The organism is Helicobacter aurati (genome assembly GCF_003364265.1).
Lineage (GTDB): Bacteria > Campylobacterota > Campylobacteria > Campylobacterales > Helicobacteraceae > Helicobacter_A > Helicobacter_A aurati.
The window spans coordinates 94,924-119,626 of the sequence record NZ_NXLW01000006.1 but is presented as its reverse complement, the minus strand read 5'-3'; the positions used below and the strand labels follow the sequence as shown (position 1 = coordinate 119,626).

Below are 24,703 nucleotides of genomic sequence, written 5' to 3'. Positions count from 1 at the left end.
AGGTCTTGATATGATTGGTAATACTACTTCTTTCAATGGTCAGAAGTTACTCTCTGGTTCTTTTACAAACAAAGAGTTTCAAGTTGGTGCATACTCTAACGAATCTATTAAGGCTTCAATTGGGGCAACAACAAGTGATAAGATTGGGCAGGTGAGAATCATGACAGGCGGTAACATCACTGCTTCTGGAACGGTTAATGCTGTGTTCAAAAACGTAGACGGCGTCAATGATGTCAGACTACAATCTGTAAAAATCTCTACAAGTGTTGGAACAGGTATTGGTGCTTTAGCTGAAGTAATTAATAAAACTTCAGACAGAACAGGCATTCGTGCAGTGGCTAATGTCATTTCAACTTCTGATGAAGCAATAAAATCTGGAACTATGTCTAATATTATTATCAATGGGATTACACTCGGCGATATTATCAATATTAAGGCTGGGGATTCTGATGGTCGTTTAGTGCAGGCATTTAATGCGGCAACAAACCAAACAGGCGTTGAGGCTTTTACAGATGAGAGAGGTAGATTAACCTTACGAAGCATTGATGGTCGAGGTATCAAAATCTCTATTGGAAAAAACCAAAAGGGACAAGATGGTAAAGTAGCGGACGTTTCAGTGAAATCCATGAATGGTGGACAGAAACTAGATGGCAAAGGCTCTGAAAACTATGGACGATTGTCTCTTACAAGACTTGACGCACGGGATATCATTGTTATGTCTGCGGCTAATGCGAAAAAACCCTACAAAGCTTTAGGCTTTGATAACAAACAAGTAGCTAAAGCTGTGGTGAACTTGCGCGACACTATGGGAGCATTCAATAAAGATATTAAATCTGCAGCGGGTGCAAACTTTAATAAAGTCGTTGCAAGTGGTGGCGCAGAATTGGGAGCAGGTGTAACAACCTTGCGTGGCGCAATGGTTGTTATGGATATTGCAGAATCTGCTACAAAGATTCTTGATAGAATCCGAGCTGATTTAGGTTCTGTGCAAGGACAAATGATTTCAACAGTTAATAACATTTCTGTAACACAAGTAAATGTTAAAGCTGCTGAAAGTCAAATTAGAGAAGTAGATTTTGCTCAAGAGTCTGCAAACTTTAATAAGCTGAATATCCTAGCGCAATCTGGTAGTTATGCGCTAACACAAGCAAATGCTGTGCAACAAAACATTTTGAGGCTTCTTAGCTAATTAGATTTGTTCTGCTTTTGCTAGTTTCCTTTCTGCTGGAAGGATTAACTACTGCTTGTTACCTCTAGTTCGTTCTAGAGGTAAATCCAAGAACCAACAATCAAACACAATTTTTAACATTTTTCTATGAAAAATTCCATTACTCTTAAGTAAAACATTCATAAAATAGTAATTTCTAACAATATGTAGCGCGTTGTTTAGTATAATAAACTGAATTTGAATCATTTAATTGAGGGTATGCTATGAAAAAACTTATCATAACTTTACTTACTTTTACTTCCCTGCAATTAATATACGCTAAAGACGTCAGCAGTAAAATCTTTTTGGTATATGCTGGTGGAGGGGTTACTGGAGGAATTTTACCTGGAGAACTTCAACAAACCACAATACCCAACTATCCAGCAACTATTACTCCAAATGGTAACCCTGCCGTAGCTCTAGACAACCGACTCTTGTGCACAGAAGCAACATGTAATTTAAATGGATTTGGTGGAGGGGTTAATCTAGAAGCAGGGATAAAAGTGCGCCCTATTAAAATTATTGAATTTGATCTTTATGGTAATTTAATGTGGTTGTACGTCATTGATCAAAAAATCCCCAATGCAATACAACTTAGAGAAACAGGTATTAATGAAGATTATATCTACAAAGAACCAGGTCTATGGAATTATGCTGGTGCGGCAACGTTAAATGCAGATGTTACATTGCGCATAGGGACAATAGGGTTAATTGGCGGTGTAGGCATTAGTGTATGGGGAAGAAACTATAACGTTATATTAAGAAATGAAGGAATATTTAACAGAGAAGAAACAAAAGAAAAAAATGTTGATTATATCAATACGGCTTTCCACATTAACGCGGGAGCGAGTTATCGACATGAGGATATGGAATTTGTAATGCGTTTCACTATGCCATTACATACAAAAATACACTATGCTCAAGGTAATAATGGCATAGCTGATTATAATGAAAATCTGAAATTTAAATATTATACTCTCTCTTTAGTTACAAGAAAATATTTCTAAACGAAGATTCTAAGAACACAAAAGTCAATATAGCAAATAACTTATATTGCTAGTGCCTCGCATAAACGTTCATAATAAAGTAAGGTTGAGAATCAGCCATGATTAATTGGTCCTATTATTTTATTATTGTAGGTGCTATATCTGCACTCTTTACACTCGGTATTGGCTATGTACTTTCACTTACCATGCAATTTATGCAGGACAAACCAAAACCACAAACATTCAAAATCCACTCTACAAATACCTCAAGATTTGGTGGCATAGGAATATTCATTGCCTTTATTATAATAGTTATGGCGGCTCTTGAAATTGCCTGTCCTTTTAGGTTATACAACAAAGAGACAGTGCTTATTGACATTTTTGCTGGCGTACATCTCTATATAGCATCTGCCATAATTCTTGCAAGCGGGTTAATAAAAGACATGAATAGAAGCGCAAACACATTGCTCATGATTATGTTACAAATCGTTGGAATAGTCTATTTTATTATGTCTTTTGGTTTTTTAACTCCAAATAATTCTACCGCCAGCAATATGCTTATAATAGTTTATTGCATATTCATACTCACTAATATTCATGCAATCAATATTATCGACGGAATTAATGGCAATGCTGGTTTCACTTGTTTGATACTCTTTGTATCATTGTGTTTTGTTGCTTGTAAGCTAGAAGCAAATTTTCTTATCTTTGCAAGCAGTCTAATGGTTGGAATCTTAATAGTCTTTCTGTGTTTTAATTATCCTTACGGTAAGATTTTTTTAGGCGATAGCGGAAGTTTTCTATTGGGATTTATTATTGGAGCATTAGTCATTATTGGAATCAAGTATTATAGATTAGACGTGCTCTATATCCTAAGCCTTCTTATCTACCCTTGTTGCGAAATAGTAACAAGCATTTGGACTAGGTGGAAAATGATAACTAATTATTCACTCTACGAATTGCTCCTGCATATTTGCGAGCCAAACAATTATCATTTGCATTTCTTTTTATACGCTAGATTCGGGAATCGCGCAGCCGCTATCCTCGCAGTTACCTATTGCTTTTTTGCTATTCTTTCTTCGCTGTATTATGACAAGAAGGCCGTTCTTATTGCTAATATTTTTATATTTTGTATCCTTTATAGTATTGCATTTTTAATCTTTAGAACAAAAAATAAATATTTATATATTAAAACTTAATAAAATTTAGTGTATATAACTAAAGTTTCTTTACTTTATTAATATTATATATTGACTTATTAACCAAAAATATATAGTATTTTATCACTTAAATTTTTTAAGTGCTAATTTAGAACTTTTATTTATCAAGGAGATACACAATGGCTTTTAAACCGCTAGGCAAAAGGGTTTTAGTTGAAAGAGTTGAAGAAGAAAAAAAAACAAGCTCTGGTTTAATCATTCCAGATAACGCAACAGAAAAACCAAGCATCGGTATTATTAAAGAATTGAGCAAAGAAGTTGAAAAAGAAGGTGAACTCAACAAAAATGATAAAGTGCTATTCGGTAAATACAAGGGCAATGAAGTAAAAATCGATAATCAAGATTTCATTGTTTTGGAATCTGAAGACATTTTAGGCGTCCTTAAATAATCATATTACATTAAACATTACTATATTCTAGGAGAAAACAATGGCAAAAGATATTAAATTCAGCGATGAGGCAAGAAACAAAATTTATGAAGGTGTGAATGCTCTAAGCAACGCAGTAAAAGTAACAATGGGGCCTAAAGGTCGAAATGTTTTGATTCAAAAAAGTTACGGTGCACCAACTATTACAAAAGACGGTGTAAGTGTTGCAAAAGAAATCGAATTGCAAGACACTCTTGCCAACATGGGAGCACAGCTAGTTAAAGAAGTCGCAAGCAAAACTGCTGATGCTGCGGGAGATGGCACAACGACAGCAACGGTTTTAGCACATAGCATTTTCAAAGAAGGCTTGCGCAATATTACTGCTGGAGCAAACCCTATCGCAGTAAAAAGAGGGATGGATAAAGCTAGCGCACTTATCATAGAAGAATTGAAAAAGGGTAGTAAAAAAGTTGGCGGTAAATCTGAAATTGCACAAGTGGCTACCATTTCTGCAAATTCTGATGAAAACATCGGCAAATTAATTGCTGATGCAATGGAAAAAGTAGGTAAAGATGGTGTTATCACTGTTGAGGAGGCAAAGGGAATTAATGATGAATTAACAGTGGTTGAAGGAATGCAATTCGATAGAGGATATTTAAGCCCATACTTTATCACAAATGCCGATAAAATGAGCACAGAACTAGAAAATCCCTATATCCTCATTACTGATAAAAAAATCACTTCAATGAAAGACATTCTACCGATTCTAGAATCCACGATGAAAAGCGGCAAACCTCTGCTTATTATTGCTGAAGATTTAGAGGGAGAAGCTCTCACTACCTTAGTGGTTAATAAATTACGTGGTGTCCTTAATGTAGCAGCAGTAAAAGCACCGGGATTTGGCGACAGAAGAAAGGAAATGTTAAGAGACATAGCAATCCTTACAGGTGGTGAAGTTATTAGTGAAGAAGTCGGACTCATGTTAGAAAATGTAGATATATCTCATTTGGGACAAGCTTCACGTATTGTTATCGATAAAGACAACACAACAATTGTGGATGGTAAGGGACAGAAAAAAGCGGTAGACGAAAGAGTCGCACAAATTCGCACACAAATTGAATCCACTACAAGTGATTATGATAAAGAAAAACTCCAAGAAAGACTAGCAAAGCTCTCTGGCGGTGTCGCTGTTATTAAAGTGGGTGCTCCAAGTGAAGTAGAAATGAAAGAGAAAAAAGATAGAGTCGATGATGCGTTATCCGCAACAAAAGCCGCTGTTGAAGAAGGTATTGTTATTGGTGGTGGTGCAGCACTCATTCATGCGGCAAATAAAATTAGCGCCAATTCTCTAACGGGAGATGAAGCTATAGGGTATGACATTATCCACCGAGCTATTAAAGCTCCTTTAGCACAAATTGCAATCAATGCAGGATATGATTCTGGCGTTGTCATCAACGAAGTAACAAAATCGGGCGATTCTAAAACAGGATTTGATGCTAGTACGGGCAAGTATGTTGATATGTTCCAAGCTGGAATCATTGATCCTCTAAAAGTGGCTAGAGTAGCTTTACAAAACGCCGTTTCTATTTCAAGTCTATTGCTTACAACAGAAGCGGCAATTACAGATATTAAGGAAGACAAACCAGCTCCTGCAATGCCAGATATGGGCGGCATGGGGGGTATGGGCGGCATGATGTAAGCAAGCCATACAACATCAAATAACATCTTCTTTAAATAAACTAAAGGGGGGTTGGAATAACCCCAAGCCCCTCTTGAATTTCCACTAAAATTAATCTTAAGAATAAACCCTCTCATATTACTACTTAAGAATTACTTAGAATCTCATTTATTGCAATATTGTGAAACTCACTACTTTAATGATATTTAAATTACATTTATATAGAATATTTCTTATTTCAAATATCTCTAAACGTATTTTGTTTGCTAGAATATAAATCTCATCTCTATATTGCAGGTTCTTAATAGTGAAGAAAATACATATAACATATTACAAAAAGCAGTATTGTGTCGAAACAAGAGACAAAAGATTCTTATATAGGACTTTCTATATTCTTTTATTGTCTTTAATCTGCAAATTTTTATACGCAGAGCAAAGAAATGGTTTTACGGCGCGTATTGGTATAGGTGCAGACTATATACAGCACAAAGCACGTACCACAAATATTAATGGAGTGGCAATGTCGCTCAACGGTGAGCTTGGCTGGATTTGGAGAGATTATGCAAAAATAAATTTTCTCATAAGTCATGGTGCAGGACCTAACGATATAAAAGGAGAATATCCTATAAACGCTACAAATCTTAGCAACCTTAGTTTCAGTGGAGGATTATTTTATGTTATCAGGCTTGAAAGCAAAGGGGGATATAATATCGCTTCTGCATTTGGGCATTGGGAACATACATGTTACATTAATGTCGGACTAGAAACCACCTCTCTTTTGCATGCTGCAACTTACGTGCCGTATCTCACTTCTATGGATATTGTCAATGCTTTTGTCGAACTAGAAAGAAGAAAATCAATTGGAGAGAAATGGTCAATAGAATACTTAGGGAGATTGAGCGTTTCTAACGCAACACTAACACTAGGCGCATCCACAGCAAACATTATTCAAACACAAAAAGAATTAACATCTCAAAATATTTTTGGTTACGGAGTTAAAGTTGGTCTAGGAATACACTACAAATTCAGCAAGAGAGCTTATTTTTTCACAAATGTCTTAGTTACTTACCAATTCATCAATAAAGCCGAGCCAAAAACACTCACCACAAAAGCAACTCCAGAAACAAATGGCATTCAAGCAAATCAAACCTCAATCGTGCAATACCCCGATAGCAATACGTTATATACGGGATTACAATTTGGATTTGGATTCTAAAGGTGGCAAAATGAAAAAATATTTCACTATTGTATTGGCTATGTTTCAAACAACTTTGCTCTATGGAAGAGATAGTGTAAAACTAGAGGGATTCTATAAATCATTGGGTATAGGCACAGGATACTATCGCTATACAGAGTATAACACAGCAAACAATGATGCGTTTCTCATGCGTATAGATACGGCGTTATTGAATATCGTTGGGAATCTCGGATATATAACAAACGGCTTCAAAGTAGATTTGGCAGTAGATGCAAATTATTCTATGGGTAAATATACAGGAAGTATTCTGGACACAGCAAATCCCGATAAAAATGGGCAGGCAGTAACTTCTTTCGAAACAAATTCTTTTTATCATACAAGTCTTAAATTTGGATACAACTTCTTAGAACCTTTTGAGATAAAAAGTTTAACTCTCTATCTGCAATCAGGAATACATTATTATTTTAATCGCAATGATATAACCCCATTAGAACGACTGCAAGGCTATATGTCTATTCCTGTGCAATTAGAGGGGGAAATTATTTTTACTGAATCATGGGCACTCAATTTCATGGGCGGATTTAATTGGTTTTTATTTGGGCATCATCTTTCAAGGGGAACAAGGGTGCATTTTAGCGGAAACTTAGATACCTTACAAAAAGAAGGTTTTGGTGCTAATGGGTATATTGGTTTTACTCGATTAAACGACGTGGGAAATGCAATTTCGATTCGACTTGCTTATGAGTATTGGAGTATTGGGGATTCGCCAAGCGCAGCTCTAATTGATTATGTAGGACAAAACGTAAATTTGTATGAGCCAAAAAATAGCACACATATTATTATGTTGCAATATATTTGGTCGTTTTAGGCTAACTAGATTCTCTTTATTGTTCATTAGTATTTAACCCAAGTTGTGTAACCATACATATATGATTATAGAACGTAAAAAATTTCCGCATAATATTAAAATTATTATTATTTAGTAAAAGGAATAAAATAAAGATTCTAAGGAATTTTTTTTGCTTTATCCCAATAATTCAATCAGTAAAAGGATATAAATGGTAAAGCCTTTAGCACATATATATTATATTTTAATGCTATTAGCACTTTCTGCAACGGCATGCTTTATAAGTGCTTGTTCATCATCCAATTGGAAAGCAGAATATTACTCGACCGTTCTACCTACCTATGATTTTGACACTAATGCCCCAACAATGATTGTTGCTGATCCTTGGGATTTATCTTCAAAGTATTATGCAGGGGAAGCACTGCAAGCACTCAAAAAAAGGGGGTTTAATAATATCTATCTCCCAGGACAAATTGATAACTCATTTATCCGCAATGTAATCTATGTAAAAGTAACAAAAGAGAGGCTTGACCCAGCAAGCAACTATCAATATACCTTTAATGCAAAAGGTGTTTGCAATGTAGTTAACGGTGTGCCGTCATGTAGTATTGATACGCGTAATGCTGGAGCCACACAACGTAGTGTAGAACGTATCGTACGAGATGCGTATAGAGTTACGTTTGATTGGTATGACGTCTACAAGAAAACACGTATTCTTTATGTTGCGGGAAGTGCGGCTGTGAATAGTGGGGTATATTCCGATTTGCAAGTGCTTACAACACTCTTAAATGATACTATTACTCGCATGGAATTTAGACGACCTGTTCAGTATATTTATGACGGCTCGCTTGCCCAAAACAGCCACTAACAAAAAAATAGGTTGAGAGATATTACAATTTAGGCATAGTTCAATCCCCAAGATTCTTTGGCTGCTTATCTTGTGGATAGTAATTGAGAATAGGCTCTGCCAAACTATAATCAGGATATTTAATGCTATCCAGTACAATTTGTGCCATCGATAAATTATCGAAATTAAAGACTAATGGCGCAAGAAAATTAATCGTGGAACGTTCAATAGGATTCTGCATAACCATAATATTTGCGGTTAAAATATTCTTACTGTTTTCCAAATCAAGTAATAGTTTTAATGCCATGGGAACTTCAAATTCATATTCTCGCAAAGCGAACGGATTTACTAAAGTAAAAATAGGTGTAGCATCATTTGCGTTAGTAAGTCGTAAAAAAATATCATCCAATTTCTCTAACTTCATTTTATCGACATGCTCAAAACCTAAAATTGGGGATTTTACTTCAAAAACCATAATATTCTCCATAAGAATTAGCAAATAAAACTACACTAAAGTATCAAATAGTGCTATTAGGTAATCAATTAGCAAGACAATATTTTACCAAAAACTTTATAAATATGCAAAATATAAACATGAATTTTTTATATAATACACAAATATTTTCTTGGAGCATTATATTGGCATTATTTGTTAAATACATTCCGAAACAACAAACATTTACAATGCAAAACATAACCACAGTCACTCATAAAATACGTTTCGCATTCTTTCTAAAGCACATCTTGTTTGTTGCGCATACTTGCTGTATTCTCGCTTATTTAGGTTGCTCTAAAAATAAAGAAGTTATTTATAATCAACCTGCAACATTTTGGTACGAAGGAATCTTCAAAAATATCCGTTTAGGGAATCTTGAAACTGCTGATAGTTATTTTTCATCGTTACAAAGCGAACATCTCAATTCCCCGCTTCTTCCAGAATCTATGCTTGCACTGGGACAAGCGCATTTAAATAATGAAGAATATATTCTTTCCGATTTTTATTTTAAGGAATATCTTAAAAGATACGGTAATTCTAGCAATGCAGATTATATTAGTTATTTACGTTTGAAGTCTCACTTATATGCTTTTAAAAATTCGTCAAAAGATCAACGATTTATGAGCGATAGCATCGCGTTAATACAGGAATTTATACAAAAATATCCCAATAGCCGTTATCTTCCATTTGTCTATGAAATGGAAGTAAAATTTGCGCTAGGACAAAATGAACTCAATACCGCCATTGCACGTGTTTATGCGAAAAATAATAAAAAAGAAGCCGAACAAATCTATAATGAGAGAATAGATTCTGATTTACAAATAGCAACAAATCCAAAACCTTCAAAAGTACCATGGTATATGCTACTTCTAAATTGGTAGCCAATCTCATCTAATAATTCCAATAAAAATATAAGGACAAAGATGCAAGACAATCAATCAATCATATTGCCTGTTATTCTCGAAGACGAAATGTTTGTTTTCCCATTTACTATTGCGCCCATCTTTATAGCTGATAAGTCCAATATCGCTGCAACAAAAATAGCGGAAGAAAGGGACGAAACAGTATTTGTTGTGTGTGCAAAAAACAGCCATAAAGAAAACGACATGCCATTTTATGACGTCGGCGTTATTGGTAAAATTATGCGTAGAGTAAGCTTACCAGATGGGAGAATAAAAATCCTCTTTCAAGGTATTTCAAAGGGAAAAATTACAGAAATTATCAATTTTGAGCCACTAGAAGCCAAAGTTTCTGTTATTTTTTATAAGCAATACGAGCCGCATACAGTCCAAGCCTTGCTTGCAGTATTTTTAGAAAAAGTTAATGCGTTGGCACATCTTAGTCAAAATATTTCCCCTGACTTATTACGCAACATAGAAAACACAGATGACCCTAACAAAGTAGTAGACTTGGTTACCTCCACACTTCGCTTAAAAAAAGAACAAAGTTATATGCTTTTTGCGAGCAATGACACTGAAGATAGGCTCATGCTTGCTACACAAATGGTGTTAGAAGAAATTGAAACACAAAAATTACAAAAAGATATAAAATCTAAAGTTCATACAAAAATGGATCAGATTAATCGTGAATTTTTCTTAAAAGAACAATTAAAACAGATTCAAAAAGAACTTGGTATCGACAAGCAACGTGATGAAGAAATCGAGCAATACTATACAAAATTAGAAGAACTGAAGGTAGGTATGCATGAGGACGCATATAGAGAAGTAAAAAAACAGATTGACAGATTAGCGCGTGCTCATCCTGATAGTTCAGATGCCAATATGGTGCAAAATTATGTTGAATGGATGTTGGAAATTCCATTTACGAGCATAAGTAGCAAAAAACTTAGTATCAAAAATGTCGAAAAACAACTTAATGCCGATCATTATTCTCTCCTAGAGCCAAAACAACGTATCATAGAATATTTTGCAGTCAAGCAACTTTTAGAACAGCGGAATAAAGAAGAGGCAGCTTCTTTAAAAGATTCTAAGGCTACTAAAGAATCCTCTAAAACCGCCCAACAAAAGATTGATGTCCCAGCAACTTCTAGTAACGTGTCAAAAAAAATAGATTCTCACAACAAAGACTCAAAAGATAGGGAACAAACATCTCGCATGGTGAGTGATAAACACAAAGGCACCATATTGTGCTTTTATGGTCCACCGGGCGTTGGTAAGACAAGTCTTGCCAACTCTATAGCCATAGCACTCAACAGGCCGCTTGTTCGCATAGCGCTTGGAGGATTAGAAGACGTAAACGAATTAAGAGGACATAGACGAACTTACCTTGGATCAATGCCAGGGAGAATTGTGCAAGGCTTAATAGATTCAAAAAAAATGAATCCCGTAATGGTTTTAGATGAAATAGACAAACTCGCAAGAGGAATACGTGGCGATCCTACAAGTGTGTTACTCGAGATTCTGGACCCAGAACAAAATGTAAATTTTAGGGATTATTATACTAATTTTAGTATCGATTTATCACAAGTTGTTTTTATTGCAACTGCCAATGATATTGCATTAATACCTGCGCCACTTCGAGATCGAATGGAATTTATCGAAATTAGTAGTTATACGCCTCAAGAAAAATACGAAATCGCTAAAAAATATCTTATCCCTCAAGAAACTAAAAATCATGGACTAAAATCAAATGAAATAAAAATATCCAAGGAAGCTATTGACTTAATGATTCATAATTATACAAGAGAAGCTGGTGTGCGAAATTTGCGACGTAAGATTGCACAAATTATGCGCAAAACCGCTACAAAAATTCTAAGCGGTAAAATAGAATCTTTAAGCGTCGGGGCAAAGGATTTGCCAGAATTATTAAAGAAAACGGTCTTTGAGATTGATAAAACTGACAGGAAACCAAGACTAGGCATTGTTAACGGTTTGGCATGGACGGCAGTCGGGGGTGATGTACTCAAAATTGAGGCATTATCTTTGATTGGCAAAGGAAATCTAAAACTTACAGGGCAATTAGGTGACGTTATGAAAGAGTCGGCTTATATCGCCTATTCAGTTGTAAAAAATAGGCTTGACAAAGAAAAGCAATTACTTCCTTGCGCTAAAGATTCTCAATCTCTGTCTCACCCAAAGGATTCACATATCACTCCTCAAAGTAAAAAAATACAATCTACAAACCCAACAAACAACAAGAATCCTAATAACTTAGAAGAATATCAAAGCCCCACAGATAAGTTAGACATTCACCTGCATATTCCAGAGGGAGCAACGCCCAAGGATGGTCCAAGTGCCGGTATTACAATGGCATGTGCAATTGCTTCCATTCTTTTTGATAAAAAGGCGCAACAAGACATTGCAATGACTGGAGAACTAAATCTAAGCGGCGAGGTACTGCCTATTGGTGGTTTGAAAGAAAAACTGATTGCAGCATATAAAGCAGATATTAAAAAAACACTCATTCCAATCAAAAATTATCAACGTGATTTAGAGGACATTCCAGATGAAGTGCAACAAAATCTTGAAATAATTCCTGTAAAAAATATAGATGAAGTTTTTAAATATGTATTGATTGATAACCCGTCAAAATCAAGCGAATCAAAGAGTTTTCAATAAATTAAAATACCGAAATGAATTATTCAACTATTATTTGTCTTGTATCCTTTGATAAAAATCGTTTGTAGCTTTTACAAAACCATCGAGACTTCCGCAGTCATAACGAGTTCCTTTGAACTTATAACCGACAACCCGACCTAATTTTGCCTGTTCTAAAAGAGCATCGGTAATTTGCAATTCTCCATTAATACCGGGTTGTGTCATACGTAAAATATTAAAAATGTCAGGTGTAAGAATGTACCGACCAATAATAGCGAGATTCGATGGAGCATCTTCTCTGTTTGGTTTTTCAACCATAGACTTTACTTTATAGATTCTATCTTCCAATATATCTGCATCAATAATTCCATATTTATGCACATCATTAGAATCTATTTCTTGAATTGCAACGATGGAGCAACGATATTTTTCATAAACTCTCATCATTTGTGTCAAAACACCCTCGCCATCGTTATAACATAAATCATCAGCCAAAATTACAGCAAAAGGATTTTTGCCTACAAGAGTTTCTCCTGTCAAAATCGCATGCCCCAATCCACGCATTTCTTTTTGTCTTGTATAACTAAAAGTAGCTGTTTCCATAATGCTGCGAATTTCTGTCAAAAGACTTTCTTTTGAAGTGTTTTTTATTTGGTGTTCTAATTCATAGCTTATATCAAAATGGTCTTCAATGCTCCTCTTGCCCCTACCTGTAACAATCGCCATAGTTCTACACCCCGAATCAAGTGCCTCTTCAATACCGTATTGTATGAGTGGCTTAGTAAGAATGGGTAGCATTTCTTTTGGCATTGCCTTTGTCGCAGGTAAAAATCTTGTACCGTAACCTGCAGCTGGGAATAAACATGTTTCTATCATCGTATCTCCTTACCTAAGCAAATTATACAACAAATTACGGACATGAATGGAATTGTGTTATAATCCCTACAAGGAAATTATATGCGCTCGATCGTAATCATGCTGCTAGCAATATACTGTGCAATTACTTATCATGGTTGTACATCCTCAAAAGAAATAACCACCTCTATCAAACAAGAAGCCTATCAAGATTCACAATTACAAACGCAAAATGCCATAGAGCTTTATTCGCTGGAATATAATGCCAATACAAGCATTACTAAAACCTACAAGCCTCGCACAAAACTTGAACTTAAACAGATTGTAGAACAACTTGATGTTTCGCTTAAAGATGTTGACACAAGTCTTATTACAGATATGAGTGGACTTTTTAAAAACTCTGCAAGACATGATTTTAATGGCATAGAAAATTGGAATGTTAGTCGCGTGAAAAACATGTACGGCATGTTTGATAAGGCAAAGTATTTTAATGTTTCACTCAATTCATGGGATGTATCCAACGTCAATAATATGGATTTCATGTTTGCTGGAGCAATTGCTTTTAATCAGCCGCTTGATAATTGGAATACGAGCAACGTAGAAAGCATGCAGAGTATGTTTAGAGACGCTATAAGATTCAATCAAACACTGAATAACTGGGATGTTAGTCGCGTGAAATATATGAATGAAATGTTTGCTGGAGCAATTGCTTTTAATCAGCCGCTTGATAATTGGAATACGAGCAACGTAGAGAGCATGCGGGCAATGTTTTTGGACGCACAAGAGTTTAATCAAGCACTTAACGAGTGGGATGTCAGCAGCGTAATCGATATGAGTAGTATGTTCAAAAATGCAATATATTTTGATAAGACATTGCGTAAATGGAACGTAGGACTTGTAAAAGATATGCACAGTATGTTTGAAGGTGCGCGTCGTTTTAATCAACCACTTATAACTTGGAATGTTAGTCGTGTACAAAATATGAAAGCTATGTTTAAAGATGCAAAAAATTTCAATCAGCCGCTCAACAGCTGGAATATTTCTAAAGTAAATGACATGGGCGAAATGTTCGCCGGGGCACGTAGCTTTAACCAACCGCTCAACAACTGGAATGTTAGTCGTGTACAAAATATGAAAGCTATGTTTAAAGATGCAAAAAATTTCAATCAGCCGCTTGATAATTGGAATACTGTGAATGTTTGGAATGCTAGCGAGATGTTTAACAATGCAAGTGCATTTAACCAACCCTTACGTTTTTGGCGCATAAGTGAAGTACGCTATATGGATCTCATGTTTGCCGGGGCACGTAGCTTTAACCAGAATCTACAATATTGGACTCCTGTGAATGTTAAAAGCATGAAAGATGCTTTTAAAGATTCTGGCATGTTGGATTTGCCTAGTTGGTTTACAAACAAATAAAACTCATTTGGTATACTGCCCGCAAGACTTTAGAGATTAACGATTTTACCTACGCAAGGAATAATATGTTACTAGAGAGCAATCTATTGCAAGCACAAAATGCTACGGAAATTGACTGTTTAGGCTATGCAGTTGCACATAAAGACGACACGTTTAAACCTTTTAGATTTAAAAGGCATGCACTAGGAGATACTGATATTTTAATTGAGATATTATTTGTTGGAATCTGTCATAGCGACATACATAGTGTCCGAAGTGAATGGAAAGAGGGTATTTACCCTATGGTACCAGGGCATGAAATTGCAGGAAGAGTTGTTGCTGTAGGACATAATGTTTCTAAATTTAAAATTGGGGATAATGCTGGAGTAGGATGTATGGTAAATAGCTGTGGAGTATGTAGGGCTTGCAAACAATCCCAAGAACAATTCTGTGAAAACGGTAAAGTTGTCTTCACTTACGATTGTCTTGATTGTTTTCATCAGAACAACCCGACTTATGGCGGTTATTCCAATAGTATTGTAGTTAATGAAAGGTTTGCAGTAAATGTGCCAATAGATGCGCCGTTAGAAAAAGTTGCTCCTTTATTATGCGCGGGTATTACAACTTACTCTCCACTTAAATTTAGTAATGTCAAAAAAGGCGACAACATCGCCGTGGCTGGCTTTGGTGGATTAGGCGTCATGGCATTAAAATACGCCTTACAAATGGGTGCTCAAGTAAGTATTTTTGCGAGAAATGAGATAAAGAAAGATGAAGCATTGCGACTTGGAGCAAAAGCATTTTACACAAATACAAAGAATGTAGAAAGTCAGTTTGATTTTATCATTTCTACAATCCCAACAAATTACAATGTGAATGCGTATATTGAATTATTAAAATTCGGCGGTGAATTAGCAATTGTGGGATTACCACCCGTAGAAAACGCAATTAAAGTTGATGTTACTCAACTTATATTTCAAGGAGGAAAGAAAGTCTATGGTTCTCTTATCGGTGGTATGAAAGAAACTCAAAAGATGCTTGATTTTTCATTGCAACACAAAATTTACCCAGAAATAGAAATAATTAGCATAAAAGATATTGATAAGGCATACAACAACCTTACAAATGGGAAAGCTAGATTCCGGTATGTAATTGATATGAGTACATTGCAGTGCTAAATTTTTACAAACTCTTATTTTCATGGGAACACTAAAACACATTTAGATACACAGTTGCTTGCATTTGTATTTTTGAGCATACTGTAAGCTCTTTCATTAATACAATTGCTGTTAATATTCTTGAATCTAATTCACATAGACAATTTATCTTATTCTTTTTGCTCAACGTTGTTATGTTATTATATTCTCGAACTTATTTTTATTGTGCATTGCATATAAATTATTGGAATTTAGACATATTACAAGATTTCATTATCCTAATGTTGCTTTCCTGTACTTATAGTTGAATCATTTTCGGTATTTTGTAGCCATATAAAAATATCAACAACCGCTTGGTATAATTCAGGTGGTACATTGCTATTTATATCCATCTTAACCAACGAATCAACTAGCTCTGCATTGCAAAACAAAGGTACGTTAAACTCTTCCGCTTTTGCAATAATTGCCTCTGCTATTCTACCCTGTCCACTGGCTACAATTCTTGGAGCATAATCCTTTAACTCTTCATAAGCTAATGCTGCTGCCTTTTTACGCATAATAAAATCCATCTACATCTTAGTAAATCAAAACAAGAAAAGCTATCCTCTAAAATGAATAATACGTAATCCACACTCAAATATCTTGTTAATAATGCTAATCACGAGGATAACGCAGTACGATACGACCTTTATCAAGACTGTAGGGAGTAAGCTCAATTTGTACATTATCGCCGGGCAATATCTTAATGTTGTGCATGCGCATCTTTCCTGAAATATGGCAGAGTACAATATGTCCATTTTGCAACTCTACTCTAAAGGTTGTGCTAGGTAACGCTTCAACCACTTTGCCATCTACCTTAATTACATCGTCTTTTGCCATTTCATAACTCCGTAAGAATTCTTGCTCTACCATCAATTATTGCAATTGTGTGCTCATGGTGAGAAGTATTTAACCCATCTTTACTCACAACTGACCATTTATCGTTTAATATAACTGGCTCTCCACTCTTCTGACATACCATAGGTTCTAAGCAAAAAACCATACCCTCTTTTACCTTAGGACCACCAATTTTCACACCACTTTCTAAATAATTAGGAATACTAGGTTCTTCATGGGGACTAGTACCTATACCGTGCCCACAAAAGCCAAACAAAGGAACAAACCCCCTACTTTCAATATTCTCCTGTAATATTGCACTAATTTCTTTAAATCTCATACCAGCTTTTATAGAATCGATAGTATTTATCAGGGTTTGTAAAGAACATTCCATTAATCTCTTATCTTGCTCGTGAACAACCCCTACACCAACAGTAACTGCTCCATCACCATAATAACCCTTATATTTTGTACCAATGTCAATACCTACAATATCTCCACTTTTCAAATAATAATTAGTGGGAATGCCATGAATTATAACTTCATTAACTGAAATACAAGTTGCATTAGGAAATCCATATAATCCCTTAAAGCTTGGGATAGCACCCAACGAAATAATCTTGTTTTCAACTGCCTTATCAATCTCTAAAAGACTTATACCTTCAGAAACAATTGTTGTCGCATAATCAAGAGCAACAGCTACGATACGGCTTGCCTCTTCAATAGTATGCAATTGGTCTTTATTTTTAATTGCAATACCCATGAAAAACCTATATTCCAACTACGCTGAGAGTTTTATATTTGCTTGTATAAAGTTGTGCTTCAATTTTGCGCATTGTATCAATAGCAACCTGCACTACGATTAAGACTGATGTACCACCAAAAACAAAATGAACACCAATGCCTTTTAGTAACAGCCATGGAACAGTAGAAATAATTGCTAAATATAAAGAACCCCAAAATGTTAATCTTCCTGCAACCGCATTAAGATATGAGGAAGTATTCTGCCCTGGACGTAATCCTGGTATATAACCATTCTGCCGTTTTAAATTCTCTGCAATATCTTTTGAATTAAATACAATAGAAGAGTAAAAGTAAGCAAAAAATATAATGAAAACAAACATTAAGAGGTTATAGGAAGTAGAGGCAGGATTCATATAATCAGCTATCCTTGACCAAATAGAATCTACCGGTGCTTGCTGCAAAATCGTGGAAGGAAACACTAACAAAGCAGATGCGAATATAGGAGGAATAACACCGCTTAGATTCATTTTAATAGGAATATAATTCATAATCCTCTTATTTTGATTCTGCATGATTACTTTGCGCGCATAAGATATTGGAATCCTTCTTTCGCCAAGCTCTATATAAATAATTACAAAAACTGTCAAAAAAATCACAGCGACAACAATTATAAGATCTAATATGCTACGGGCATTAACACTTACGGCTTCAAACTCAGATGCAATTGCACTTGGAATACCCGAAACAATACCAGCAAAAATAATCAGGCTGATTCCATTCCCGATTCCACGTTGGGTAATTTGTTCCCCTATCCACATAAGTAACATGGTCCCAGTAAGCATAGAAAAGACAGACAGGGCAATGAAAAGTGTTTTGTTTTCCAAAGTAATAATATTGCCGCTATCTATACTATTAAGACCATAAGAAACACTTATAGATTGTATTATTGTGATAAATATTGTCAAATAACGTACTATTTGCATATACTGCTGCATACCATCGCGTTCTTTTTTCATTTTACCTATATTAGCAAACGTTGCCGATAAAAGTTCCATAACGATAGATGCTGTAATATAAGGCATAATACCGAGCGAAATAATGCTTACGCGCTCTAAGGCATTGCCACTAAACATATTAAATAGACCCAACGCATTGGCTGCATTAATATCAAAAAATTTTTTAATCTCCAATGCATCCACACCTGGAACAGGGACATAAGACAACATTCTATAAGCAAATAGAAAAGCTAAAGTAATCAGAATTTTATTGAGAACGGATTTATTCATTAGATATTCCAACTTTGGATTTTTATAAATTCAGACTTTTCATGATGTGTAGTTATCTATTATCTATCTCTTTCAAGGAACGGCTAGTAATAACGTTATTCGACTTGATTTTTACTTTAAAATCTTTTGCTGTTGTACCTATAAGCTTCACCTGTCGAACATATTTTGGAATATTATAAATAGTTCTAAGAGACTCTAAATCAATAGACGCTAAATCTTTAATTTTGTTTTGCTTATCTACATTGATAACAAAAGGCTTTGTTATCATGGAACTAAAACCAACCTTGGGCAGCCTTCTCTGTATAGGTTGCTGTCCTCCTTCAAACCCTCTTTTTACTTTATAACCAGTCCTCGCTGTTTGTCCCTTTCCACCGCGAGTAGAAGTCTTACCCATACCAGAACCTTGTCCCCTACCAATTCTTTTTATATTTTTTGTACTATTCCTCGCGGGCTTAATGTTTTCCAACATAATCTCTATCCTTATATTAAAATCTAATTAAACTACTTTCTATGATTTAATTTTCGTTAAAGCTTCTATAGTAGCACGTACAACATTGTATGGGTTATTTGAACCAAGCGACTTGGTTAAAATATCTTTTATTCCTGCGAGTTCTATGACTGGTCTAGCACTACCACCGGAAATTACGCCTGTACCTTCACTTGCAGGTTTGAGCAAAATCCTACTTGCATTATATTTATGCTCAATATCATGGGCAATAGTAGTACCCTTTATGTTAATTTGTACAATATTTTTAAAAGCATCATCAATAGCTTTTTTTATAGCATCTGGAACCTCTTTAGCTTTACCTAAGCCAAAACCAACTAGCCCACTACGATTGCCCACTACAACAAGAGCATTAAATCTAAATCTTCTACCACCTTTGACAACTTTGGTAACTCTACCAATATTTACTACAACTTCACTAAACTCTTCTCGATTGATTTCCATCCAGTCTCCTTAAAATACTATTCCGTTATTTCTTAAATTATCCGCAAAACAAGCTACTACACCATGGTAAAGATAGCCATTCCTGTCAAAAATTATCTCACCAATATTCTTGGATAATAGTAATTTCGCGAATTCTTCACCAAGCTTCTGTGCATCTTTTTTATTGTTGCCAAGACCACATATTCTAGAATCAATCGCTGCTATAGTATGACCCGTCTCATCATTAATAGCTTGCGCATAAAAATACTTATTTGAACGAAACACGCTTACTCTTGGCTTAATAGCAGATCCTCTGTGATTCTGTCTCACACGCAACTTTCTTTTTAATCGTAAGGTTTTCTTTTTTTGTAGAACTTTAGGAGTCATTTATAATTACCTCTAATTATTTTTTAGATGTTTTTCCTGCTTTACGCAAGATAATTTCGTCACTATATTTTATACCTTTGCCTTTATATGGCTCTGGAGGTCTAAATTTTCTAATTTCAGCAGCAATCTGTCCTACTTGCTGTTTATCGCCACCTTTAATAATAATGTTATTTTTTTCCACTGCCACAGTAATATTATCAGGAATATCATATTTAATAGGATGGGAGAAACCGAGTGCTAACTCTAAAATTTTCCCATTTACGGAGGCTTTGTACCCTACACCATTAATTTCTAAAGTCTTACTAAAGCCACTTTGTAATCCGACAATAATATTATTTGCAAGCGCACGATAAGTTCCCCAAAAAGCACGAGACTGCATATTTTCGTCTATCTTTGAAAACATAAGCGAACCAGAATCTATGCTGATTCCAACACGGCCATAGGTTTCAAGTTCCTTAATCTCTTTTTTGCTTTTAAAAACAATTTTTGTCTTTTCTATCTTTACTTCAATATCACTAGGAATAGTGATTGGTTTCTTACCAATTCTCGACATAATTATCTCCTAATCACCAAATACTGCAGAGTGCTTCGCCACCAACATTTCGTTTATATGCTTCATCATTCGCAATCACGCCCTTACTTGTACTAACGACAATAATTCCATAACCATTTTTAAATCGCTTAAGTTCGTCGCGTGATTTATAAACACGTCTGCCTGGTTTACTTATACGAACAATTTCATTAATTATAGATATGCCTCTATCATCATAAGCAAGTTGAACAAAAATACTCTGCTTGGAATCTTTATTATTAATCTTATAGTCCTTAATAAACCCTCTTTCTTTAAAAACATCCAAAATATGCGTAACAATTTTTGCGTAATAAAGTTCTGTACTATCAAGTCTTCTCATCGTTGCATTTCTAATTCTTGTTATAGAATCTGCAATAATATCGTTTACCATGGAAAAACTCCTCGTGCTTTAATCTTTTATTTAGTTACCAGCTTGCTTTTCTAAGACCGGGAATGAATCCTTCATTACCCATTTTACGCAAACACACCCTACATAAAGAAAAATCCCTATATACAGAATGCGGTCTTCCACATACCTGACACCTTGTATACTTGCGAACACGGAATCTCGCCTTTCTTTTTGCTTTTTCTACCATAGATTTTTTTGCCATTTTATCTCCTTTTCGCAAAAGGCATGCCAAGCAGTTCTAAAAGCTTAAACGCTTCTTTATCATCTTGTGCGCTAGTAACAATGGTGATATTCATACCGTGTGTTACTAGAATGTCATCATAAACAACCTCTGGAAACATAAGCTGTTCAGTTAGTCCAAAACTATAATTACCTCTACCATCAAAGCCATTACGAGGAACACCCCTAAAATCTTTTACTCTTGGCAAAGTGATAACAATAAGTTTTTCAAGAAAATTAAACATATTATTATTACGAAGAGTTACCTTTACCCCCATAGGCATACCTTCGCGCATTTTAAAACCGGCAACAGATTTCTTAGCTTTAGTCATAATAGCTTTTTGTCCAGCAATAAGAGATATTGTGTCAGCAATATTTTGCATAATCTTCGCCTCTTTAGCATATTCACCAGCACCTACACTAATAACAACTTTTTCTAGCTTAGGTAATAAATGGGGATTTGTGATACCAAGTTCTTCTGCAAGCTCTCTTGGTATCTCCTGCTTATACCGTTCTTTTAACGCGTACATAGAGCAACCTCCCTAAGATTTTTTCACATTAGAGATATGAATTGGCATTTCTTTACCGACAAAACCGCCTTTCTTATTCTCTTCTGTTGGCTTAATTGCTTTTTTTACTATTCTACAGTCTTTCACAATAATCATATTTTTCTTAGGTAAAACAGCAAGAACTTCACCTACTTTACCCTTATCATCACCAGCAATAATACTTACTGTATCGCCTTTCTTGATTTTTATCTTATTCATTACAATACCTCCGGAGCCAATGAAATAATTTTCATAAAGTTAGCATAACGAACTTCTCTACTTACAGGTCCAAAAATACGTGTTCCGATAGGTTCTCTTTTTGCATCTAAAAGAACAACGGCATTATCATCAAAACGAACAAGTGAACCGTTATCTCTATGAATTTCTTTCTTTGTTCTAACAACTACCGCCTTTAAAACTTGTCGTCTTTTCACTTTTCCATTTGGAATAGCCTTTTTAACCGAGACAACAACAACGTCCCCAACAGAAGCATATCGTTTATGGCTACCGCCCAATACCTTAATGCACATAACTTCTTTTGCTCCGCTATTATCAGCAACATTTAACCTTGTGAAACTCTGAATCATTCTGATACTCCAACTATAACGATTTCTTTTAAGTTAAAAGCTTTACGTCTGGAAATAGGTTTACATTCAACAGCAGTAACTATATCACCTACTTTTCCCCTATTTTCTTCATCATGAATAATATATTTTTTAAACCTTTTTACAATCTTACGATATTTAGGATGTACAACCTTTCTCTCTACGAGGACTACAGGACTCTTATTACCTGCTATACTAATTATTTTCCCTTGTACAACCCTCTTATGTGCGTGTTCATTGCCCATTAAACATTTCCTTTAAACAATATTAATGATTTATTTTCAATTGTAAGAACTTTGCATTGCTTTCTGTGAAATAGCAGTGGAAATTCTGGCTATATCTTTACGCGTGCTAGCTATTTGGCTAGTTTTGGTAAGCTGCATAGTCTTAAGCTGAATTTTTAGAGTAAACAATTCGGCTTTTTTATCTTTTAATAATTGTTGCAACTCTGTCAAACTTTTATCTTGTAACTCAATATATTTCATTTTCATTCTCGCTCGTAATAATTTTTGTCCTAAAAGGCAACTTACTCTGCGCTAAAGCTAAAGCTTCTCTCGCAACTTGTTCATCAATTCCAGTCATCTCATAAATAATTCTACCGGGCTTAATATTCATTACCCATTTTTCAACGCCTCCCTTACCTTTTCCCATTCTTACCTCGAGTGGTTTAGCGGTAAGCGGTTTGTCAGGAAAAACTCGTATCCAAACTTTCCCAGCTCTTTTAACATGTCTTGTCATTGCAATTCTTGCAGATTCTATTTGTCGAGAATCTATCCTGCCATGCTCTACAGCTTTGATAGCAATATCTCCAAATGCAATACTGTTTCCACGAAAGGATTTTCCACGATTCCTACCTTTCATCTGCTTCCTATATTTTGTCTTTTTTGGTATTAACATGGTTATCTCCTCTTACTTTTCAAACGTGAATCTTCTTTCTCTGTTTGTATACCTTTTTGTAAAATCTCACCTTTAAAAATCCACACTTTAACACCGATAATCCCATAAGTAGTAGAGGCTTCGGCAAATCCATAATCAATCTTTGCACGTAAAGTATGCAAAGGCACTCTACCCTCCATATACCATTCTGTGCGAGCCATTTCTGCTCCGGCCAAGCGACCAGAGACTTTAACCTTGATCCCCTTGGCACCGGATTTCATTGCCTGCTGCATAACCTTTTTCATAGCTCTTCTAAAAGCAATTCTTCTTTCTAATTGTGTGGCTATGTTTTCAGCTGCCAACTGTGCATTTGCTTGAAACTTTTTAACTTCTTTAATATTAATTGAAATATCTTTATTGACAAGTTTTTTCAAGGTTTCTTTCACTTTCTCAATATCAGCTCCCTTTTTACCAATGATTAAACCGGGCTTTGCAGCAATAATATTCACACGCAACTTAGATGCCATTCTCTCAATGATAATTTCACTGATACTGGCGTAATAAAGTTCTTTCTTTAAAAATTTGCGAATAATATAATCTTCCCCTATCCTCTCTGGTGTATTTTTAGAATCTGGAAACCATCTTGAAGTCCAATTTCTATTAATACCCAATCTTAGTCCTATCGGATTAACTTTTTGACCCATATATTAACCTCACCTTAATTTATTTATCCAATATCATAATAATAGTCTTATTTTTTTGCAACTGACGTATTAGAGCTTTTCTTCACTTCACCTACTTCCACATAAATGTGTGACATTGGCTTATGAATAGGGGTTGCTCTTCCTCTAGCGCGAGGCATAAAACGTTTCAACACGGGACCTTTATCAATACGACATGAAATAATCTCCACACTCGAAGCCTCGTAACTACCATTTGCAACTGCAGAAGCAATTGTCTTATAAATAAACTTCGCAGCTTTGTTGGGGGTAAACTCTAACATAGCTAAAGCAACTTCTGCATTCAATCCTTGTACTTGTCTCGCGACAAGTCTTGCTTTTGTAGGAGAAAGTCTTATATGTTTTAAAACTGCTCTGCTGCCTTGTATCTTATCCGCATTAATCATAAAATCCTCTCTAATCTTTTTTAATTGTTATTTTCCAATCTTTTTTTGCACACTTCCCTTATGTCCCCTAAAAGTTCTTGTGGGGGCAAATTCACCCAATTTATAACCAACATGATTCTCAGTGATATATACAGGTACAAACAATCTACCATTATGCACATTAAAAGTCAGTCCTATCATTTCGGGAAGAACCGTACTTCTTCTTGACCATGTTTTAATGGGCTTATTATCTTTCAGTTGCTTCGCCTTTAGAATCTTCTTTTCAAGATGTTCATCTATGAATGGTCCTTTTTTTATCGATCTCGCCATTACTT

Annotated in this window: 33 protein-coding genes; 12 read left to right on the top strand and 21 right to left on the bottom strand. The window is 35.2% G+C overall.

All coding sequences use genetic code 11. The features are described 5' to 3' along the window. From CQA66_RS04700 to CQA66_RS04665, 8 genes are all read left to right on the top strand, one after another. On the top strand, positions 1 to 1,189 hold a 1,189-nt coding region (locus CQA66_RS04700; protein WP_115582551.1), incomplete at its 5' end, for a flagellin. A 242-nt stretch (positions 1,190 to 1,431) separates the two neighbouring features. Next, positions 1,432 to 2,214, top strand: coding sequence for a hypothetical protein (locus CQA66_RS04695; protein ID WP_104763588.1), 783 nt, complete (start codon positions 1,432 to 1,434; stop codon positions 2,212 to 2,214). Between the two features lie 98 nt (positions 2,215 to 2,312). Next, complete coding sequence (locus CQA66_RS04690; RefSeq protein WP_104763587.1) at positions 2,313 to 3,392, top strand: MraY family glycosyltransferase; 1,080 nt, start codon at positions 2,313 to 2,315, stop codon at positions 3,390 to 3,392. Between the two features lie 140 nt (positions 3,393 to 3,532). Then, on the top strand, positions 3,533 to 3,802 hold the full coding sequence (gene groES, locus CQA66_RS04685) for a co-chaperone GroES (RefSeq protein ID WP_104763586.1): 270 nt from the start codon (positions 3,533 to 3,535) through the stop codon (positions 3,800 to 3,802). 40 nt (positions 3,803 to 3,842) lie between these two features. Continuing rightward, positions 3,843 to 5,480 (top strand): chaperonin GroEL, encoded by a 1,638-nt coding sequence (gene groL, locus CQA66_RS04680; protein WP_104763585.1) that lies wholly within the window; start codon positions 3,843 to 3,845, stop codon positions 5,478 to 5,480. A 286-nt stretch (positions 5,481 to 5,766) separates the two neighbouring features. After that, positions 5,767 to 6,675 carry a hypothetical protein gene (locus CQA66_RS04675; RefSeq protein WP_104763584.1) on the top strand — a complete coding sequence of 303 codons (909 nt, stop codon included), beginning with the start codon at positions 5,767 to 5,769 and terminating at the stop codon, positions 6,673 to 6,675. Between the two features lie 10 nt (positions 6,676 to 6,685). Further along, complete coding sequence (locus CQA66_RS04670; protein WP_104763583.1) at positions 6,686 to 7,525, top strand: hypothetical protein; 840 nt, start codon at positions 6,686 to 6,688, stop codon at positions 7,523 to 7,525. Between the two features lie 190 nt (positions 7,526 to 7,715). Then, positions 7,716 to 8,372 (top strand): hypothetical protein, encoded by a 657-nt coding sequence (locus CQA66_RS04665; protein ID WP_233707784.1) that lies wholly within the window; start codon positions 7,716 to 7,718, stop codon positions 8,370 to 8,372. 40 nt (positions 8,373 to 8,412) lie between these two features. Here the strand turns inward: CQA66_RS04665 and fliW are convergent, their stop codons facing one another. Beyond that, positions 8,413 to 8,826, bottom strand: coding sequence for a flagellar assembly protein FliW (gene fliW / locus CQA66_RS04660; protein WP_104763582.1), 414 nt, complete (start codon positions 8,824 to 8,826; stop codon positions 8,413 to 8,415). Between the two features lie 209 nt (positions 8,827 to 9,035). Here fliW and CQA66_RS04655 point away from each other — a divergent pair, with 209 nt between their 5' ends. Both CQA66_RS04655 and lon read left to right on the top strand, forming a co-directional pair. Then, entirely contained in the window at positions 9,036 to 9,728 is a 693-nt protein-coding gene (locus CQA66_RS04655; RefSeq protein ID WP_104763598.1) for an outer membrane protein assembly factor BamD, read from the top strand. Between the two features lie 42 nt (positions 9,729 to 9,770). Next, positions 9,771 to 12,425: an endopeptidase La gene (gene lon / locus CQA66_RS04650; RefSeq protein WP_104763581.1), complete on the top strand. Its 2,655-nt coding sequence runs from the start codon at positions 9,771 to 9,773 to the stop codon at positions 12,423 to 12,425. A 30-nt stretch (positions 12,426 to 12,455) separates the two neighbouring features. On the opposite strand, the gene galU is transcribed toward lon, so the two are convergent. Next, on the bottom strand, positions 12,456 to 13,280 hold the full coding sequence (galU, locus tag CQA66_RS04645) for a UTP--glucose-1-phosphate uridylyltransferase GalU (RefSeq protein ID WP_104763580.1): 825 nt from the start codon (positions 13,278 to 13,280) through the stop codon (positions 12,456 to 12,458). 81 nt (positions 13,281 to 13,361) lie between these two features. On the opposite strand from galU, the gene CQA66_RS04640 reads away from it, so the two are divergent. Continuing rightward, complete coding sequence (locus CQA66_RS04640; protein ID WP_104763579.1) at positions 13,362 to 14,678, top strand: BspA family leucine-rich repeat surface protein; 1,317 nt, start codon at positions 13,362 to 13,364, stop codon at positions 14,676 to 14,678. Between the two features lie 65 nt (positions 14,679 to 14,743). Continuing rightward, positions 14,744 to 15,835: an NAD(P)-dependent alcohol dehydrogenase gene (locus CQA66_RS04635; RefSeq protein ID WP_104763578.1), complete on the top strand. Its 1,092-nt coding sequence runs from the start codon at positions 14,744 to 14,746 to the stop codon at positions 15,833 to 15,835. A gap of 257 nt (positions 15,836 to 16,092) precedes the next feature. Here the strand turns inward: CQA66_RS04635 and CQA66_RS04630 are convergent, their stop codons facing one another. The 19 genes from CQA66_RS04630 to rpsS all read right to left on the bottom strand — a co-directional run bounded on the left by CQA66_RS04630 (position 16,093) and on the right by rpsS (position 24,698). Further along, on the bottom strand, positions 16,093 to 16,371 hold the full coding sequence (locus CQA66_RS04630) for an EscU/YscU/HrcU family type III secretion system export apparatus switch protein (protein ID WP_104763597.1): 279 nt from the start codon (positions 16,369 to 16,371) through the stop codon (positions 16,093 to 16,095). A 97-nt stretch (positions 16,372 to 16,468) separates the two neighbouring features. Beyond that, the gene (gene infA / locus CQA66_RS04625; protein ID WP_104763577.1) at positions 16,469 to 16,693 is read right to left on the bottom strand and encodes a translation initiation factor IF-1; all 225 of its coding nucleotides are present in this window, start codon (positions 16,691 to 16,693) and stop codon (positions 16,469 to 16,471) included. A 1-nt stretch (position 16,694) separates the two neighbouring features. Next, complete coding sequence (gene map, locus CQA66_RS04620; RefSeq protein ID WP_104763576.1) at positions 16,695 to 17,453, bottom strand: type I methionyl aminopeptidase; 759 nt, start codon at positions 17,451 to 17,453, stop codon at positions 16,695 to 16,697. Positions 17,454 to 17,460: 7 nt separating this feature from the next. Beyond that, positions 17,461 to 18,720, bottom strand: a complete 1,260-nt coding sequence (secY, locus tag CQA66_RS04615; protein ID WP_104763575.1) for a preprotein translocase subunit SecY — start codon at positions 18,718 to 18,720, stop codon at positions 17,461 to 17,463. 52 nt (positions 18,721 to 18,772) lie between these two features. Continuing rightward, positions 18,773 to 19,189 (bottom strand): 50S ribosomal protein L15, encoded by a 417-nt coding sequence (gene rplO, locus CQA66_RS04610; protein WP_104763574.1) that lies wholly within the window; start codon positions 19,187 to 19,189, stop codon positions 18,773 to 18,775. Positions 19,190 to 19,228: 39 nt separating this feature from the next. Continuing rightward, entirely contained in the window at positions 19,229 to 19,669 is a 441-nt protein-coding gene (gene rpsE / locus CQA66_RS04605) for a 30S ribosomal protein S5 (RefSeq protein ID WP_104763573.1), read from the bottom strand. 9 nt (positions 19,670 to 19,678) lie between these two features. After that, positions 19,679 to 20,035 (bottom strand): 50S ribosomal protein L18, encoded by a 357-nt coding sequence (rplR, locus tag CQA66_RS04600; RefSeq protein ID WP_104763572.1) that lies wholly within the window; start codon positions 20,033 to 20,035, stop codon positions 19,679 to 19,681. Between the two features lie 16 nt (positions 20,036 to 20,051). Then, complete coding sequence (gene rplF / locus CQA66_RS04595) at positions 20,052 to 20,588, bottom strand: 50S ribosomal protein L6 (RefSeq protein WP_104763571.1); 537 nt, start codon at positions 20,586 to 20,588, stop codon at positions 20,052 to 20,054. A 13-nt stretch (positions 20,589 to 20,601) separates the two neighbouring features. Further along, entirely contained in the window at positions 20,602 to 20,997 is a 396-nt protein-coding gene (gene rpsH / locus CQA66_RS04590) for a 30S ribosomal protein S8 (RefSeq protein ID WP_104763570.1), read from the bottom strand. A 34-nt stretch (positions 20,998 to 21,031) separates the two neighbouring features. Beyond that, the gene (locus CQA66_RS04585) at positions 21,032 to 21,217 is read right to left on the bottom strand and encodes a type Z 30S ribosomal protein S14 (protein ID WP_104763569.1); all 186 of its coding nucleotides are present in this window, start codon (positions 21,215 to 21,217) and stop codon (positions 21,032 to 21,034) included. A gap of 1 nt (position 21,218) precedes the next feature. Further along, on the bottom strand, positions 21,219 to 21,764 hold the full coding sequence (gene rplE / locus CQA66_RS04580) for a 50S ribosomal protein L5 (protein WP_104763568.1): 546 nt from the start codon (positions 21,762 to 21,764) through the stop codon (positions 21,219 to 21,221). A 12-nt stretch (positions 21,765 to 21,776) separates the two neighbouring features. Further along, positions 21,777 to 22,001 carry a 50S ribosomal protein L24 gene (gene rplX, locus CQA66_RS04575; protein ID WP_104763567.1) on the bottom strand — a complete coding sequence of 75 codons (225 nt, stop codon included), beginning with the start codon at positions 21,999 to 22,001 and terminating at the stop codon, positions 21,777 to 21,779. Next, on the bottom strand, positions 22,001 to 22,369 hold the full coding sequence (gene rplN, locus CQA66_RS04570) for a 50S ribosomal protein L14 (RefSeq protein WP_104763566.1): 369 nt from the start codon (positions 22,367 to 22,369) through the stop codon (positions 22,001 to 22,003). Before rplN ends, rplX begins: the two co-directional genes overlap by 1 nt. After that, positions 22,366 to 22,632 carry a 30S ribosomal protein S17 gene (gene rpsQ / locus CQA66_RS04565; protein ID WP_104763565.1) on the bottom strand — a complete coding sequence of 89 codons (267 nt, stop codon included), beginning with the start codon at positions 22,630 to 22,632 and terminating at the stop codon, positions 22,366 to 22,368. Before rpsQ ends, rplN begins: the two co-directional genes overlap by 4 nt. 36 nt (positions 22,633 to 22,668) lie before the next feature. Continuing rightward, a complete protein-coding gene (gene rpmC / locus CQA66_RS04560; RefSeq protein ID WP_104763596.1) occupies positions 22,669 to 22,872 on the bottom strand; it encodes a 50S ribosomal protein L29 in 204 nt (67 codons plus the stop codon). Continuing rightward, on the bottom strand, positions 22,859 to 23,284 hold the full coding sequence (gene rplP, locus CQA66_RS04555; RefSeq protein WP_104763564.1) for a 50S ribosomal protein L16: 426 nt from the start codon (positions 23,282 to 23,284) through the stop codon (positions 22,859 to 22,861). Before rplP ends, rpmC begins: the two co-directional genes overlap by 14 nt. Positions 23,285 to 23,286: 2 nt before the next feature. Further along, the gene (gene rpsC / locus CQA66_RS04550; RefSeq protein ID WP_104763563.1) at positions 23,287 to 23,967 is read right to left on the bottom strand and encodes a 30S ribosomal protein S3; all 681 of its coding nucleotides are present in this window, start codon (positions 23,965 to 23,967) and stop codon (positions 23,287 to 23,289) included. A gap of 47 nt (positions 23,968 to 24,014) precedes the next feature. Then, positions 24,015 to 24,389 (bottom strand): 50S ribosomal protein L22, encoded by a 375-nt coding sequence (rplV, locus tag CQA66_RS04545; protein ID WP_104763562.1) that lies wholly within the window; start codon positions 24,387 to 24,389, stop codon positions 24,015 to 24,017. A 27-nt stretch (positions 24,390 to 24,416) separates the two neighbouring features. Beyond that, positions 24,417 to 24,698, bottom strand: coding sequence for a 30S ribosomal protein S19 (gene rpsS, locus CQA66_RS04540; protein WP_104763561.1), 282 nt, complete (start codon positions 24,696 to 24,698; stop codon positions 24,417 to 24,419). Positions 24,699 to 24,703: the final 5 nt, after the last annotated feature.